The organism is Robertmurraya sp. GLU-23 (assembly GCF_052983275.1).
This window is the reverse complement of sequence record NZ_JBRKCV010000017.1, coordinates 60294-76174: the sequence shown is the minus strand read 5'-3', so window position 1 is coordinate 76174 and position 15881 is coordinate 60294. Positions and strand designations below refer to the sequence as shown.

General features: G+C 37.0%; 18 protein-coding genes, 1 pseudogene and 1 riboswitch. Of the genes and pseudogenes, 9 read left to right on the top strand and 10 right to left on the bottom strand.

Annotated features, from left to right (window positions below):
- Window positions 1-97: 97 nt before the first annotated feature.
- On the bottom strand, window positions 98-1102 hold the full coding sequence (locus ACVBAX_RS20630; RefSeq protein WP_447118647.1) for a metal ABC transporter solute-binding protein, Zn/Mn family: 1005 nt from the start codon (window positions 1100-1102) through the stop codon (window positions 98-100).
- A gap of 215 nt (window positions 1103-1317) precedes the next feature.
- Between ACVBAX_RS20630 and ACVBAX_RS20625 the strand changes: the two genes are divergently transcribed.
- Window positions 1318-1884, top strand: a complete 567-nt coding sequence (locus ACVBAX_RS20625; protein ID WP_430777129.1) for a beta-class carbonic anhydrase — start codon at window positions 1318-1320, stop codon at window positions 1882-1884.
- Here the strand turns inward: ACVBAX_RS20625 and yidD are convergent.
- Window positions 1881-2114, bottom strand: a complete 234-nt coding sequence (gene yidD, locus ACVBAX_RS20620) for a membrane protein insertion efficiency factor YidD (RefSeq protein ID WP_430777130.1) — start codon at window positions 2112-2114, stop codon at window positions 1881-1883. The two genes, ACVBAX_RS20625 and yidD, sit on opposite strands and share 4 nt — an antisense overlap.
- A gap of 150 nt (window positions 2115-2264) precedes the next feature.
- On the opposite strand from yidD, the gene ACVBAX_RS20615 reads away from it, so the two are divergent.
- Complete coding sequence (locus ACVBAX_RS20615) at window positions 2265-2738, top strand: S-ribosylhomocysteine lyase (RefSeq protein WP_066057584.1); 474 nt, start codon at window positions 2265-2267, stop codon at window positions 2736-2738.
- A gap of 33 nt (window positions 2739-2771) precedes the next feature.
- Here ACVBAX_RS20615 and ACVBAX_RS20610 read toward each other — a convergent pair.
- The 3 genes and pseudogenes from ACVBAX_RS20610 to ytzI all read right to left on the bottom strand — a co-directional run.
- Window positions 2772-2993, bottom strand: a pseudogene (locus tag ACVBAX_RS20610) (phospholipase D-like domain-containing protein); the annotation flags it as partial.
- Window positions 2994-2997: 4 nt separating this feature from the next.
- Window positions 2998-4446 (bottom strand): cardiolipin synthase, encoded by a 1449-nt coding sequence (gene cls / locus ACVBAX_RS20605; RefSeq protein WP_447118646.1) that lies wholly within the window; start codon window positions 4444-4446, stop codon window positions 2998-3000.
- Window positions 4447-4456: 10 nt separating this feature from the next.
- Window positions 4457-4615, bottom strand: a complete 159-nt coding sequence (gene ytzI / locus ACVBAX_RS20600; protein WP_430776122.1) for a YtzI protein — start codon at window positions 4613-4615, stop codon at window positions 4457-4459.
- 150 nt (window positions 4616-4765) lie between these two features.
- Between ytzI and ACVBAX_RS20595 the strand changes: the two genes are divergently transcribed.
- Both ACVBAX_RS20595 and ACVBAX_RS20590 read left to right on the top strand, forming a co-directional pair.
- A complete protein-coding gene (locus ACVBAX_RS20595; protein WP_447118645.1) occupies window positions 4766-5212 on the top strand; it encodes a Dps family protein in 447 nt (148 codons plus the stop codon).
- Between the two features lie 672 nt (window positions 5213-5884).
- The gene (locus tag ACVBAX_RS20590) at window positions 5885-6880 is read left to right on the top strand and encodes a methyl-accepting chemotaxis protein (RefSeq protein WP_447118668.1); all 996 of its coding nucleotides are present in this window, start codon (window positions 5885-5887) and stop codon (window positions 6878-6880) included.
- A 70-nt stretch (window positions 6881-6950) separates the two neighbouring features.
- Here ACVBAX_RS20590 and ACVBAX_RS20585 read toward each other — a convergent pair whose 3' ends face one another.
- The gene (locus ACVBAX_RS20585; RefSeq protein ID WP_119709552.1) at window positions 6951-7208 is read right to left on the bottom strand and encodes a DUF6154 family protein; all 258 of its coding nucleotides are present in this window, start codon (window positions 7206-7208) and stop codon (window positions 6951-6953) included.
- Between the two features lie 165 nt (window positions 7209-7373).
- Here ACVBAX_RS20585 and ACVBAX_RS20580 point away from each other — a divergent pair, with 165 nt between their 5' ends.
- Both ACVBAX_RS20580 and ytkD read left to right on the top strand, forming a co-directional pair.
- Window positions 7374-7703: a hydrolase gene (locus tag ACVBAX_RS20580; protein WP_447118644.1), complete on the top strand. Its 330-nt coding sequence runs from the start codon at window positions 7374-7376 to the stop codon at window positions 7701-7703.
- Between the two features lie 142 nt (window positions 7704-7845).
- Window positions 7846-8316 carry an RNA deprotection pyrophosphohydrolase gene (ytkD, locus tag ACVBAX_RS20575; RefSeq protein ID WP_447118643.1) on the top strand — a complete coding sequence of 157 codons (471 nt, stop codon included), beginning with the start codon at window positions 7846-7848 and terminating at the stop codon, window positions 8314-8316.
- Window positions 8317-8346: 30 nt separating this feature from the next.
- Here the strand turns inward: ytkD and ACVBAX_RS20570 are convergent, their stop codons facing one another.
- From ACVBAX_RS20570 to ACVBAX_RS20560, 3 genes are read right to left on the bottom strand one after another with little or no spacing between them, the layout of a single operon-like run.
- Window positions 8347-9153, bottom strand: a complete 807-nt coding sequence (locus tag ACVBAX_RS20570; protein ID WP_447118642.1) for an ABC transporter permease — start codon at window positions 9151-9153, stop codon at window positions 8347-8349.
- Entirely contained in the window at window positions 9143-9910 is a 768-nt protein-coding gene (locus ACVBAX_RS20565) for an ABC transporter ATP-binding protein (protein ID WP_447118641.1), read from the bottom strand. Before ACVBAX_RS20565 ends, ACVBAX_RS20570 begins: the two co-directional genes overlap by 11 nt.
- Before the next feature lie 27 nt (window positions 9911-9937).
- Window positions 9938-10933, bottom strand: coding sequence for an ABC transporter substrate-binding protein (locus ACVBAX_RS20560; RefSeq protein WP_447118640.1), 996 nt, complete (start codon window positions 10931-10933; stop codon window positions 9938-9940).
- Window positions 10934-11065: 132 nt separating this feature from the next.
- Between ACVBAX_RS20560 and ACVBAX_RS20555 the strand changes: the two genes are divergently transcribed.
- Window positions 11066-11845: an alpha/beta hydrolase family protein gene (locus ACVBAX_RS20555; RefSeq protein WP_447118639.1), complete on the top strand. Its 780-nt coding sequence runs from the start codon at window positions 11066-11068 to the stop codon at window positions 11843-11845.
- A 34-nt stretch (window positions 11846-11879) separates the two neighbouring features.
- Complete coding sequence (locus ACVBAX_RS20550; protein ID WP_430776113.1) at window positions 11880-12122, top strand: DUF2584 domain-containing protein; 243 nt, start codon at window positions 11880-11882, stop codon at window positions 12120-12122.
- A 37-nt stretch (window positions 12123-12159) separates the two neighbouring features.
- Here the strand turns inward: ACVBAX_RS20550 and pckA are convergent, their stop codons facing one another.
- Complete coding sequence (gene pckA, locus ACVBAX_RS20545; RefSeq protein WP_447118638.1) at window positions 12160-13746, bottom strand: phosphoenolpyruvate carboxykinase (ATP); 1587 nt, start codon at window positions 13744-13746, stop codon at window positions 12160-12162.
- A gap of 345 nt (window positions 13747-14091) precedes the next feature.
- Window positions 14092-14230: riboswitch (SAM riboswitch) on the top strand.
- A 229-nt stretch (window positions 14231-14459) separates the two neighbouring features.
- Between pckA and metK the strand changes: the two genes are divergently transcribed.
- On the top strand, window positions 14460-15662 hold the full coding sequence (gene metK / locus ACVBAX_RS20540; RefSeq protein WP_430776111.1) for a methionine adenosyltransferase: 1203 nt from the start codon (window positions 14460-14462) through the stop codon (window positions 15660-15662).
- Window positions 15663-15881 lie beyond the last annotated feature (219 nt).

Below are 15881 nucleotides of genomic sequence, written 5' to 3'. Positions count from 1 at the left end.
AATTCCAAAGCATTTTTAAAGAAAAGTGCTATAAATAGTTTAAAAATAAATCTAAAAACAGCAAAACCCCCTCAAATAACGAGGGGGCTAACGAACACTATTCGTTTAAAGCGGTTTGCAATGCTTCAAGATTATCTTTCATGATGGTAAAATACGTGCGTTCTTCTTTTACGTCTGCATCCGTTAAAGTTGAAAGATTATGGAGAGTTAATGGTTCTGCGCCAATTTCCTTTTGAACAATTTCAGTTAGCTTTGAGCTTACATTTTGCTCGAAGAAAATATAATGTAGATCATGTTCCTCGGCTTCAGCGATAATCGTTTCAAGCTCCTTTTGAGTAGGCTCATTTGTTGAGGCCAAACCTGATACGCTGATTTGCTCAAGCCCGTAACGCTCAGTCCAGTAACCGAATGCCGCGTGAGATACTAAAAATTCCTTGTGTTTTGCTGTGCTTGTTACTTCAGTAAATTCCTCATTTAATTGTTGTAATTCTTTTTCTAGTGATGCGAAGTTTTCTTCGATTTGCTCTTTGTGATCGGGTAGTTTTTCAAGAAGCTGCTCTTTAATTTCTTCTGCCAGGCTAATCGAATAAATAGGGTCAAGCCATACATGAGGGTCTACATCACCGTGGTTATGTTCATCCTCTTCTTCATGAGCATGTTCTTCTTCAGTTTCTTCCGCATGCTCTTCTGTCGTTTCTTCGTGAGCGTGTTCCTCAGTAGACTCTTCTTCATGCTCCTCAAATGTGATATGTTCAGCAGTTGCTACTAACGTGACGTTTTCATTTTTTAATGCTTCCTCTGCCTTTGAAACGAAACCTTCTAAACCTAGACCAATGTAAAAGAAAAGGTCAGAATCTGCAAGATCAATCATGTCTTTTTGAGATGGCTCAAAAGAGTGTTCATCTGCACCGTTAGGATAAATGGATGTGACTTTTACTAAATCTCCACCTATGCGTTCTGTGAAGTACTGTAATGGATAAACGGTTGTATAGATGGATAGTTTATCGTTTTCTTGATTGGTTTCCGTTGAGTCACCCTGACAACCTGCTAGAAATGTGGCAATGATTATCATAAAAATAATTGCTGTATATTTACGAAACATACTTACTCTCCTCTCAATTATAGATAAAACGTAATTATTTCGATTTAAAGTATATAATAATAGTTGTAATTTTGTATTTTAATAGATAATCCGAAACGGTTACGATTTACATTAGTTATATTACCTAATAGTAGAGAAATATGCAACCATAAAAATTGTCTAGTTTTGCAATTATCTTGTATTATAGTCATAAGTATAAAAAAGGGGGTACTAGGATGAGACTGTTAGACGAAATTTTAGAGTATAATCAACAGTTTGTTGAAGAAAAACGGTATGAGGAATTTACAACAACAAAATTCCCAAACAAACGCCTAGTTATTTTAACTTGTATGGACACAAGATTACTAGAGCTTTTACCAAAAGCGATGAACGTGTCAAATGGGGATGTAAAACTCATAAAAAATGCTGGTGCACTAGTTACGCATCCGTTTGGAAGTATTATGAGAAGTTTACTTGTAGCTGTGTATCAGTTGCAGGCAGATGAAGTTTTGGTCATTGGTCATTATGATTGTGGAATGAGTGGAATGAAGGCTGATGTAGTCATCGAAAGCATGAAAGAGCGGGGAATTACTCAAGAGACGCTTGATATGCTAAACTACTCTGGCATTAACGTCTCTGAGTGGATGCATGGATTTGACAATGTGTCTGATAGCGTGAAGCACAGTGTGGACATGATTAAGAAGCATCCTCTTCTTCCAAAAGGAGTTCCTGTACATGGACTTGTCATTGATCCTGAAACAGGTAGATTAGACGCTGTTGAAAATGGATATGAGGGCATTTAATTCTTTTTTTCCTTTTTTTCTGGAACATAATCAAACCCACCTGGATGAAATGGGTGACATTTTAATAAACGTTTAATGGTTAGGTAACCACCTTTTATTGGTCCAAATCTTTCAATGGCCTCTAATCCATAGTGTGAGCAAGTTGGATAGAAGCGACAGCTTGGCGGTTTGAGCGGAGATATGGCAATTTGATAGAAACGGATAAAGGCCATCATCGCCTTTTTTAACATGTAAATCTCTCACTTTCCTCTTTCCTATTTACGAACAACATAACATAGATAGGGAAATTAGTCTAAAAAATGGCATAAGAGTAAGTAGAGATAATGCGTAATAATTGTTGTATACTGATAAAAGAAATTGAATGAATAGGAGTGGAACATATGCCTTCTGTAGAAAGTTTTGAACTAGATCATAATGCAGTGAAAGCCCCATATGTAAGACATTGTGGAGTACATAAAGTGGGAAGTGATGGAGTTGTTAATAAATTTGATATTCGATTCTGTCAGCCGAATAAGCAAGCAATGAAGCCAGATGTTATTCATACGTTGGAACACTTATTAGCATTTAACCTTCGTGAGCATGCGGAAAAATACAGCCATTTTGATATTATTGATATTTCTCCAATGGGGTGTCAAACAGGTTATTATCTCGTGGTAAGTGGGGAGCCTTCGGTAGAAGAAATTATTGATCTATTAGAGGATACGATGAAATCAGCCGTGGAAATCGTTGAAATTCCTGCAGCTAATGAAACACAATGTGGCCAAGCGAAGCTTCACGACCTTGAGGGAGCTAAACGATTAATGCGTTTTTGGCTTGAACAATCAAAAGAAGATTTGAAACAGGTATTTGCTTAAAAGTTTAGCCGAGCGTTTTTGCTCGGCTATTTTTTATAATATTGGAGATAGCAGTCTTGATACAGATTCTTTTAAACGAATCTTCACCGGTCTTTTCATATAGTTTTCAAGTGTTAGCTCCGTTGAGGACTTCATATCCTCAGAAAATTGATCCATTAGTGTGTTAGAGAATTCTCTATTATAGATAAAGGCATTCACTTCAAAATTCAGCCGGAAGCTTCGTACATCAATATTCGCTGTCCCAACAGAAGCAATTNTTTTATAATATTGGAGATAGCAGTCTTGATACAGATTCTTTTAAACGAATCTTCACCGGTCTTTTCATATAGTTTTCAAGTGTTAGCTCCGTTGAGGAGTTCATATCCTCAGAAAATTGATCCATTAGTGTGTTAGAGAATTCTCTATTATAGATAAAGGCATTCACTTCAAAATTCAGCCGGAAGCTTCGTACATCAATATTCGCTGTCCCAACAGAAGCAATTTCATCGTCCACAACAATGGATTTTGAATGGATAAATCCTTTTTCATAAATATAAATTTTTGCACCAGCTTTCAGCATTTCTCCAACATAAAAATAGGTTGCCCAATAGACAAACATATGATCTGGCTTATTCGGAATCATAATTTTTACATCGACTCCACATAAACAAGCGATTCTTAATGCATCTAAGAGGCTCGAGTCTGGAATAAAGTAAGGTGTTTGAATGATAATGGAATCTTTTGCTAATGAGATCATTTTTATATACCCGTTTTTTATTTGTTCCCATTCTGAGTCAGGTCCGCTTGTTACAATTTGTAAGCCAACTTCCCCGCTATTTCCTGGTTGTTGGAAGTATCGTGGGGAATAGTTAATATCGTAACGGTAGGAAGCTTGATTCCAATCGAGAATAAACCTAGTCTGTATGGGGTGTACAGCTTCACCGACAATCCGAACATGTGTATCTCGCCAGTATCCGAACCTTTTATTTAAACCTAAGTATTCATCTCCCACATTGAATCCACCAACATACCCGATTTTTCCATCAATGATAGCAAGCTTTCGATGATTACGATAATTTAATCGCAAATTAATTAAAGGCAGTTTTGAAGGGAAGAAGGCTTCTACCTCTCCGCCAGCTCGACGCAACTCTTTGAAAAATGACTTTCTTAATGATCGAGAACCTAGTTCATCGTAAAGAACTCGGACCTTTACTCCAGCAAGTGCCTTTTGTGATAAAACGTTCATTAACCTTCTGCCGAGTTCGTCATTTTTGATGATATAGTATTGCAAATGGATATGATCTTGAGCGTGCTCTATATCGTGAAAGAGAGAGTGGAATTTTTCTTTGCCATCAGTAAAAATTTGAATGTCGTTATGTCGAGAAAACATGGCAGCATTATTAATTAAATGCATATGAATGAGGTCACGACTTTTTTCCTCAGTTGAATTTTGGAAAGGAAAGCTTCTTTGATTCAATTGTGAAATCTGCTCTTCGATTAAAGACTCTATTCCTACTTTGTCACGATCTTCCCAATAAAACATTTTCTTTCTACTCAAGTTCTGTCCAAAAAGTAAATACATGATAAAGCCTAGAACAGGAATGAAAAATAGTACTAAAATCCAAGCCCAGGTGGCACTAGGATCTCTTCTCTCTAAAAAAATAACAATGATAGCAAGTAAAATGTTTAGGAAGAAAATAATTCCAACAAAAATAGAAAGTATATTCACTAAGATACCCTCACTCTTCTTTTTTTTGTTCGCTTTCATTATGTATATTTGGGTTATCCTCAAGTGAATCAACGGTATGTTTATATGAATAGGCCTTTGTAGTGGTGACAACCGATAAAAGTAAGACAATACCTACAATTATGAGACAAATAATTAGAACAGTTATCATATTATTCCTCCTTTCTCCCATTCTATTTTAGCATGTGTGATTAAGAACTTTAATTATTTGTCACTTGGCCAAACGTTTTATCTTGTCCATTCTGGGTAATATAACAATGGGAGTAACGGCATGAATAATAATGATAGGAGGAGATCACTTATGGAAAATAAATTACATGATGTGTTGAACAGCCAAATCTCTAACTGGAGCGTGTTATTTGTCAAGCTACATAATTTTCATTGGTATATTAAAGGGAAAGACTTTTTTACACTGCATACAAAATTTGAGGAATTTTATAACGAGGCAGCTATTCATATTGATGAATTAGCCGAAAGACTCTTATCAATTGGTGGAGAGCCCCTTGCTACTATGAAGGAGTATCTAGAGAAATCGAGCATCAAAGAGTCCACAGGTAATGAATCAGCGATTGAAATGGTTCAAAGCCTATCAACTGATTTCTCTCTGTTAATTGAAGAACTAAAAAGCGGAATGTCACTTGCTGAAGAGATGAACGACGAGGCAACAGGTGATATGTTCCTTGCAATTCATTCAACATTAGAAAAACATGTATGGATGTTAAAAGCGTACTTAGGTGAATCAGTTTAATTTGTAAAAACAACTCTTGAACAGGAACGGGTTCAGTTACCTATCACTTTTTATATGAATACATTTGAAAATCTCCTTATATTTGTTATACATTTTGTCCTGCAAAATGCAGGGCTTTTTGTTGTGTAAGAATATTACAAAGTGCCACCTTAATGTATAAAGCATTTTAAGTCAAGGTACTGTTATAAAACTGATGTTGGTTTCGCTGTATTTGAAAAATAACCGGAAAAATTCCGTTTAAATTGGGAAATACCCCTATTTTCTTAAGAATAAGCGGAGTTTTTCCGCTTATGTGATCCAAATCTTTGAATTTTGGCTTATTTTGAGCAGTTAACCGGAATTCCTCCGCTTATTTCTGCTTCTTAAGCTTCCTCTATATACATTAGCCGGAAATTCTCCGCCTATTCATTCTTTTACCTTTACGAAGTCATCAATAATAATTACAGAGCCAAAGTCAAAAGAATCAATAAAAAATGGTCCGTCAAATTCACAAACAAATGGATAGTCATTTTCATATACATTTTGGATTTTTTTTATGGTACAAAAGATTCATAAAATATTAAAATTTTCTACTCTCTAAATCGACAATATTTTCAAAATTGTGATATTATTTATCATATCATGTCACAAAACATAACATTATGGTTCGGTTTGAGAGGGGAATGAGTGGATATGGTTAGTACTCAAGAGAAAAATTTAAATGTATCCGTGCTGATGAATGAATTAAAGCAGGAAAATAGTAAAATGGAAGGTGTTATGCAAAATATTAAAGACATCTCCATGAAATCCAATATATTAGCATTAAATTCTGGAATTGAGGCTGCAAGAGCAGGCGAAGCTGGACGAGCATTTTCAGTTGTTGCAAAGGAGATTAAAAAGTTTGCTCAAGACTGCTTAGATTCTAGTAAAGCAAGTGAGAGTATTATCAAAAGTATACAAACAAAGGCAAATAATATTATAGCTTTAAGAACGGTGGATATTGCTTATGATACGATCGATAAAATCGATCGGAATTTATTTGAAAGAAATTGTGATGTTCAAGCATGGGCAACCTTCGATGCGATAAAAGAATGTTTACTTCAGCCTACCTCTGATTCGAAAAAGACTGCGGAAGCCTTCATGAAAAATATCTATAACATCTATGAAGTGTATTTCGATCTGTTCGTTGTTGACTTATCAGGAGAAATTCTGGTTGCTGCACAAAATCAAAGCCAAGTAGGGCGGAATATGAGTGACCGGGAGTGGTTTCAAGAAACGGTAAAAACAAATGATGTGTACGTCACAGATATGTATTATTCTTCCGTTGTGGAGGGATATACAATGGGGTATTCTAGTCCTGTTCGAAATGATGTGGGAGAAGTTATAGGCGTATTCACCACCCGATTTAACTGGGAGTACATTTATGACATTATTGACCGGGTACAAACAGATGAAAAAAGCAAGCTTTATGCGATTAATTCAGAAGGTTATGTGATCGCATCTAAGGACCGTACCGAAATTTTAAAAACAAAGCTCACTCATTTAAAAGCTGTCCAAAAAATTTTATCAGGAATAGAGACTCGAGGGTATACGATCGAGGATAATCAAATTTTCGCATACTCGTTAACTGAGGGATATAATGCCTATAAAGGTAAAGGTTGGTCAGTTATCGTTGCTGAATCTATCTAGAGTAAAATAAAGGAAGCTGACTAGTTTAGTCAGCTTCTGTCTATGTGCTTTCGTTTTCTTCTATGTACTGTTAGTGAAAGTTCCGTTGTTGGAAGTTAGGGATTTTCCGTTGGCCGTATTCTTCTTGAGCAAATTTCCCTTTCAATCCTTCAATTAGATAGACACCAACTAAATCGTACAATTCTTGCTTATCGAGATCTTTAATGATATTAAGCAAATCCTCTTGAGTTAACTCCTCTAAAAAGGCAAAAGCAAGCATATCAATATCTTCTTCATCACCTGTTAACTTGTGCCGATAAAACTCATATATTTCATCTACAAGCTTCACGTTCTTCACCTCCCTTATGTTTATTATAAAGGTATTGTTATCATTATACTTCAGCAATACCCGTAAATATGTAAACTATTCTTTAATTTTCTTCAATAAGGTGTTGGGAAAAAGGGAATAAATCATTTCCTTGTGCAAATTATAATAAAAAAGGGAGTGTGGGTTATGGATAATGAGAAAAAGACGTACTATATTACGGTTAGTACAGGAGAAATCACACAAAGCAAAACAAGCTCTCCTTGGAATTTTAAAATAGAAGCTACAGATGAAGAAATCATTCAGCTTCGTGAATATTTTGATCAAAATCATGCAAATGACTGGGGAAATTTTTTCCGTGCGCACGTTCCATATGTTCAATATCATCATGACAGAGAAAATGATGCCTATGATTCGATCACGGTTCAAGTGTATAACATGATCTATCGTCTTGGAGACGATGAAGCTAAAAAGCATATTGAGTCTATGGGCATAAAAAATAACAAACCGCTTACGTAATTCGAAAGCGGTTTGTTGTTTTTTATTCTAAATTCTGTCAGGATCCTTAATACCCTTTAATATTATCTACATATATACGATTGGAAAAACAATTGGTTTCAGCTATTATGTAAATAAATAGAAAATTAAGGGTGAAGGGTTCATGGAGATGTTTAGGGACCATTTAGGAGCACAAGTGTTGCTTTCATTTGGAGAAAATAAGTTTGACACTGTTGTGAAACATGTTCTTATTCTAAGTAAATATAAAAATGGATGGGTTCTGACTAAGCATAAAGAAAGAGGGCTAGAATTTCCTGGTGGGAAAGTAGAACGTGGGGAAACGTTAGAGGAAGCTGCAACCCGGGAAGTGTTCGAAGAGACAGGCGGGGTGTTAAATAAGTTAATGAGAATTGGCCATTATGAAGTTCGTAACGGGGATGAGAGATTTGTTAAAGCCATCTTCTACGGGGAGATAAAGGAATTGGTAAGGAAAGAGGACTTTCTAGAAACGGATGGGCCGGTGTTCATTGATGATCTCCACCTAAGTGATCGTTTGAGTGATGAATATAGTTTTATTATGAAGGATTCTGTAGTTGAAAAGAGTTTGCATTACATACAAACACATTTGCTGTAGAAAAGAGGCAAGGATGATCCTTCGCCTCTTTTAGTTACTTTTAATCAATTTTCTCTCTAACAGTTCAACCAACTGGTACATGATTGTTGCGAATACGGCAATGACAAGTAAGGAGAGCAGTACAAGGGTGAAATTAAATACTTGAAAACCATAAATGATCATGTAACCCAATCCTCTAGACGAAACAAGGAATTCTCCAACGATAACTCCAACCCATGAGAGTCCAACATTCACCTTTAGTGTTGAAATGATCGTAGGGAAACAAGCTGGAAGTATGGCTTCTTTAAAGCATTGGGACCTTGTGGCACCAAATGTTTGAAGGACCTTAATATAATTGGGATCCACTTCTTTAAAGGCAGTATAAACGACAATGGTCGTGATAATGACCGAGATGATCGCACCCATCGCAATAATAGAACTCATACTCGGACCGAGTGCAACGATTAAAATCGGACCTAAAGCAACCTTTGGCATGGCATTTAATATTACTAAGTAGGGGTCAAGTACCTTTGACAGGAAGGGTGACCACCAGAGAATGGCAGCAAGAATGGTTCCAAAAAGTGTTCCTAAAATAAAACCAAGTACGGTTTCTGATAGGGTGTACCCTAGGTCTACCATAAGTGTACCATCCTGAATCTTTTTAATGAGTAAATCCCATACTTTAGAAGGTGCACTAAAAATTAATGGGTCGATCCATTGTTTCTTACTCGCAATCTCCCAGCCTAGGAAAAATACAAAGAAGATGACAAATTGGTAAAAACGGACCCATCTCTTCTCGTATGTTAGCTTTTTAATATAATTCTTGTGAAGGAGTTCCACTGGTTGCTTATTGTTCAAGAGACTCCAACTCCTTCCATATAGCTTGGAATAACTGTGTGTAAATTTCGTGATTTCTAGCTTGAAAAGGAGAGAGTTCTCTTAACTGCTTTGGAACCTCAAATGATTTGTGAATTTGCCCAGGACTAGCAGAAAATAAATAAATTCGATCACTCATGGCGATTGCTTCTCCAATATCATGTGTGACAAGAATAGCTGTTTTTCCGAAGGATTTTAATGTCTCAGACACAAGGTCCTCGAGTCGAAGCTTTGTTTGATAATCTAATGCAGAAAATGGTTCATCTAGCATAAGTAGCTTTGGTTCCGTTACTAAGGTTCTAACGAGTGCAACCCTTTGTCTCATTCCGCCAGAGAGTTGCTTCGGATATTGTTTTTTATAGCCCTTTAATCCCATTTCTTCAAGGAGAGAGAAGGCATATTCCTTCCTAGTACTGTCTTCAATTCCAAAAATTTTTAAACCAAGCAATATATTTTCCTCGATGGTTTTCCAAGGAAATAAATAATCTTGCTGTAGCATATAACCGATCTTTTTCTTAGATTTGTTAACAGATTGATTCTCAAGCAGGATGGTACCCTCTGTCGGTTGAAATAAACCTGCTATGATAGAAAGTAGGGTTGTTTTTCCGCATCCGCTCGGACCAAGGAAGGAAATGAATTCTCCTTCCTCGACTTCGAGTGAAATGTCGGAGAGGGCCGTTGTAGCTGAGGTCTTAGTAAAATACGTGTGATGAATATGTTTTAGCTTTAATAAGCTCATAGTCGGCCACCTCGAAATTTAATGATTTTATTTCATTACCTCTTCGGCAATTTGGGTATTTACAAGCACACTGTGATCCACTCTCTTAGGTAACTCGCCTGCTTCGTCCATAATATTTTGAAGGTTTTCCCACTCTGCTTCATCTAGCACTGGGTTTGTTGCGTAAGAGCCCTGGCTCTTGTAACGGTCAACCACCGTCTCAATTAAAGCTAAGTCTGTATCCTCGAAGTAAGGAGAAATGGCTTCTGCGATATCTCTTGCAGAATTTTCAGCTACCCATTTTTGTGCTTTATAAATGGCTCTTGCGAATTTTTCAACAGTTTCTTTGTTTTCCGTCATATAGCTTTCTTTTGACATAAATGTTGTATATGGTACCATGCCTGACTCTGTACCGAATGAAGCGACAATATGGCCTCTTCCTTCCTGTTCAAACACACTTGCAGTTGGTTCGAAAAGCTGAACAAAGTCGCCCGTTCCAGAGGCAAAGGCACTGGAAATATTGGCAAAATCAATATTTTGGATCAGGTTCAGGTCGTTATGTGGATCAATACCGTGTTGTTTTAGAACGAATTCTCCAACCATTTGTGGCATACCGCCTTTTCTTTGACCTAAAAAGGTGGATTCTTTCAACATCTCCCACGAAAAGTTATCAATTTTTTCACGAGATACAAGGAAAGTACCATCTGTTTGTGTTAGCTGGGCAAAGTTGATGACTGGGTCATTTGCTTCCTGAGCATAAACGTAAATAGATGTTTCAGATCCAACAAGAGCAACATCAATACTATTTGATAACAAGGCAGTCATTGTTTTGTCTCCACCTGAGGTAGTGGTTAACTCAACATCTAATCCTTCTTCTTCAAAAAAACCATTTTCTATCGCAACATATTCAGGAGCATAGAAAATGGAACGGGTTACTTCACCAATGCGTACTTTTTGGACTTCTTCCTTGCTGCAGGCAGCAATTGGTATAATGAGAATGACAACTAAGAACATGGAAAAGAAAATCTTAAATGACTTTTTCATTTTATGGATAACCTCCTTAATAGATAAACTTTTTTATGTGAATGGTTTGTGAGCCTAACATATCGTATGAAGTCGAAAAAAATGTGTGAATGCCTAGATTAAAAACATGTGTAAGGAAGTGTAACAGAAGGTATGTATACTCTTGAAATTGTTGATAGGGAGAGGTTTCCATCGCCTCATCCGCATGTCGAGTTATCGATCATAACGTATTATTCGGAAGGATATAAGGTGAAAGGAATGTTAGCAGAACCTAAAGGAGAGGAGCCTTTAGAGGGTTTTTTATATTTAAGGGGTGGAATAAAAAGCGTAGGAAAGGTAAGGCCATCTAGGTTGGTGCAATTTGCTTCGGAAGGCTTTATTGTATTTGCCCCCTACTACCGGGGAAATCAAGGAGGAGAAGGAAATGAAGATTTTGCTGGAGATGATCGAGAAGATGCATTTGCTGGTTATCGTATCTTACAGCAGCATTCAAGAGTGAAAAGGGTACATGTATTTGGGTTCTCACGTGGTGGGGTGATGGCATTATTAACTGCCATCAAGTTTCCAGATACGGCCTCTCTCGTTACCTGGGGTGGAGTAAGTGATATGAATCTTACATATATGGAAAGAGAAGATTTGAGAAGGATGATGAAGAGAGTCATTGGTGGTACACCGACGAAATATCCAGAAAGATATAAATTTCGCACTCCATTGTATGATATTGAACAATTGCGATGTCCAACTTTAATCATTCATGGATCGAAGGATCAAAATGTAAGTGTGGACCATGCGCGAAGATTGGAAGAGAGATTAAAGGATAAACGTCGTTCAGTAGAGAGCTGGTATTTTGAGGAGTTGACACATTATTTTCCTCCAAGTATTAACCGAAAAGTTGTGACAGACTTAACTCAATGGATGAAAAAACAGTCATAATAATGATAAAATATAAGAAAAGGAGTGGAGAATTATGGGTATGCCATTAGAACTTAATACAATGATTGTTACTAAGGGTAGAGAAAAGCGACTTGAGGAAAACCTGTTTACAATAACCAAAGAAGGATATCGCTTATATCCAATAGACATTCCTGTCGAGGTAAGAAGAACGATGGATGGGGAAGTAAGTGGCATGGCAAAAATTAAAAAAGTAATTTTAGAAAGTGAAAAAACGACGATCGAGTATCAATTGATATCCTTACATTCATCTAATTAAAAGAGCGTAATCGACTGATTACGCTCTTTTTTAAAAATTATACTAAAGGACCGCCTTCTTCGATAATCTGTACTGAAACATTTGCGAATTTTTTGAAGTTATCTTTGAATTTAGTGGCTAATTCGTTCGCTTTAATCTGGTATGCTTCTTGGTCAGCCCATGTTCGGTTTGGCTGAAGAACATCATCCGGAACACCAGGAACATGAAGGGGAATCTCCAATCCGAAAATAGGATCTTTACTTGTTTCTACATGGTTTAGTTCCCCTTCGAGAGCGGCCTGTACCATGGAGCGGGTGTATGATAGCTTCATTCTACTTCCGACTCCATACTCGCCACCAGTCCAGCCTGTATTCACTAGATAAACCTTCGCATTATGTTCGTCAATCTTGGACCCTAGCATTTCTGCATAGCGAGTTGCTTCTAATGGTAGGAAAGGGGAGCCGAAGCATGTTGAAAATGTTGCTTGCGGTGAAGTGATTCCTTGTTCCGTACCAGCAAGTTTTGAAGTGTAACCGCTTAAGAAATGGTACATCGCTTGTTCCTTAGATAGCTTTGCAATAGGAGGCAGTACCCCGAAAGCATCTGCTGTAAGGAAGATAATGGTATTTGGATGTCCAGCGACACTTGGATCCACGATATTGCTTATAGATTGGATAGGATAAGCAGCGCGTGTATTCTCAGTTAATGTTCCATCATCATAGTCAGCGACTCGTGTTTCTTTATTCAGCACGACATTCTCTAACACAGATCCAAAATGAATGGCGTCGAAGATTTGAGGTTCTTTTTCTCTTGAAAGATTAATGCACTTAGCGTAGCAGCCTCCTTCAATATTAAAGACACCGTTAGCTGACCAGCCGTGCTCATCATCTCCGATTAGGCGTCGGTTTGCATCAGCAGATAAGGTCGTTTTACCTGTTCCTGATAAGCCAAAGAATAAAGCGACATCTCCTTCAACGCCGACATTTGCTGAGCAGTGCATAGGTAGAATATTATTTTCAGGCAATAAGTAGTTCATGATAGAGAAAATGGATTTCTTCATCTCGCCTGCATATTCTGTGCCACCGATTAATACGGTCTTTCTTTCAAAAGAGACTATAATAAAAGTCTCAGACTTGGTACCATCAATAATAGGGTCTGCTTTAAAGTTTGGAGCCGATATGACTGTGAATTGTTCTTCATGAGTCAAAAGCTCTTCTGCTGTTGGTCTAATGAATAACTGATGGGCAAATAGATTATGCCATGCAAACTCGTTGATCACTTGAATGGGTAGACGATGTTTCTTATCTGCGCCAGCAAACCCTTTGAAAACAAATAACTCATCTCTATCTTTCAAGTAACTTAGTACTTTATTATATAAACGTTCGAACACTTCTTGAGAGATTGGTTGGTTAACAGCTCCCCAATCAATCTTGTCCTTTGTAGAGGCTTCTTCAACAATGTATTTGTCTTTCGGAGACCGACCAGTATATTTTCCTGTTGTTGCTCGAACAGCTCCTGTCGAAGTTAAGACTCCTTCGTTTCTAGTAAGAACCTTTTCGACTAATTGTGGTACAGATAGTTGCACATGCACATGACCAGAGGCTAACAATTCGCTTAATTGGTTAGAAATACGGACAGAGTTCATCTGATGACTACCTACCTTTATTTGTTATTTTTTAATTAGTATAACACATTAACTTAATTAGTCTATACTATTTATAAAAATATTAGAGGGTGCAAGAAAAAACATCGTATACGACCTATTTTTAAGCCTTTTTATTACATAAAACGATGAATGGGAGTCAATAGTCTATACTATTAAAAGAAGGGACAAATTCAAATGGGAACGATCGTGTTATATGATGCTAAGTGTCAATGGAAATGTAATTATAATAGTTGCTCATTATTTAAAGAATGAACCAACTATTTTTCATAAAGATATTGACAGTATTTGACGTGATACGGTATTATTCTACATTGAACGGATACTCTCTTATCCCGAGCTGGTGGAGGGACAGGCCCTATGAAACCCAGCAACCTGCTTTAATAATTAATTACGATGACTGTAATTAATATAAAAGAGAAGGTGCTAACCTGAGGCAAGGATTTTAGTCCTTGAACGATAAGAGCGAAAGGCGCAAATTACTTTGCTATCACCCTTTCCTCAAGCAGGGAAGGTTTTTTATTTTGCATAAAGTTTTTATTTGGGTGGGTAATTTTTCAAACCTTCATAATAAAAATGGCATGTTTATTTCATACTACTTAGGGAATGAGTTCCGTATCAAATGGAAGGTTTTGTTTATGTTGATATAATAAGCATACCTTTTTCTCAAGTATAAATAAATAGGAGGTCAGGAGATGTCAAAAAAACGTCGTTTATTTACATCCGAGTCAGTTACTGAAGGTCATCCAGATAAAATCAGTGACCAAATTTCAGACTCAATTTTAGATGCTATTTTAGCAAAAGACGCAAATGCTCGTGTTGCTGCAGAAACGTCAGTAACAACTGGGTTAGTATTAGTTGCTGGGGAAATTACAACCTCTACATACGTAGATATTCCAAAGATTGTTCGTGAAACCATTAAGGAAATTGGGTACACTCGTGCAAAATATGGTTTCGATTCTGAAACATGTGCGGTTTTAACTTCAATTGATGAGCAATCAGCTGATATTGCAATGGGAGTTGACCAAGCACTTGAAGCGCGTGAAGGATCAATGTCTGATGAAGAAATCGATGCAATTGGAGCAGGTGACCAAGGGTTAATGTTTGGTTTTGCTTGTAACGAGACAAAGGAGCTTATGCCTCTTCCGATTTCTTTAGCACATAAACTAGCTCGTAGATTAACTGAAGTTCGTAAGGATGATATTCTTCCTTACCTTCGTCCGGATGGAAAAACTCAAGTTACCGTTGAGTACGATGAAAATAATAAACCAGTTCGAATTGATACAATTGTAATTTCAACCCAGCACCACCCTGAAGTAACGTTGGAGCAAATTCAACGTAATCTTAAAGAGTATGTTATTAATCCTGTTGTACCAGAAGAGTTAATTGATGAAAATACAAAGTATTTCATTAACCCAACAGGTCGTTTCGTTATCGGTGGACCACAAGGTGATGCTGGATTAACAGGACGTAAGATTATTGTTGATACGTACGGTGGATATGCTCGTCACGGTGGCGGTGCATTCTCTGGTAAGGATCCTACAAAGGTTGACCGTTCAGCTGCTTATGCTGCTCGTTATGTAGCAAAGAATCTTGTTGCTGCAGGTCTAGCAGATAAAGTAGAAGTACAGCTTGCCTATGCAATTGGTGTTGCACATCCAGTATCTATCTCTATTGATACATTTGGTACTAGCGAAATAAGTGAAGAAGTTCTTATTGAAGTAGTTCGTAATAACTTCGATCTTCGTCCAGCTGGAATCATTAATATGCTTGATTTAAGACGTCCTATCTATAAGCAAACAGCTGCTTATGGTCACTTTGGTCGTACAGATGTAGATCTTCCATGGGAGCGTACAGATAAAGCTGATACACTTCGTAAAGAAGCTCTTGAAAGATAATTTTAAATAGTAAAAATTCAGCCGGGAGTTACAGAAAATTTGTAACTCCCGGTTTTTCTTTTCGTCTATAAGGGTATGGTGGTTTAGAAGCAAAAAGGGATGTAAACAATGGGTAGTAAGCTTGAATTTTTAGGAAATGGTCAATTTGACAGTGCGATTCGATAATTTTAATGGTAGTATTAATAGGTATTCTTTCTGAATGGAAGATTAAACTCGTAA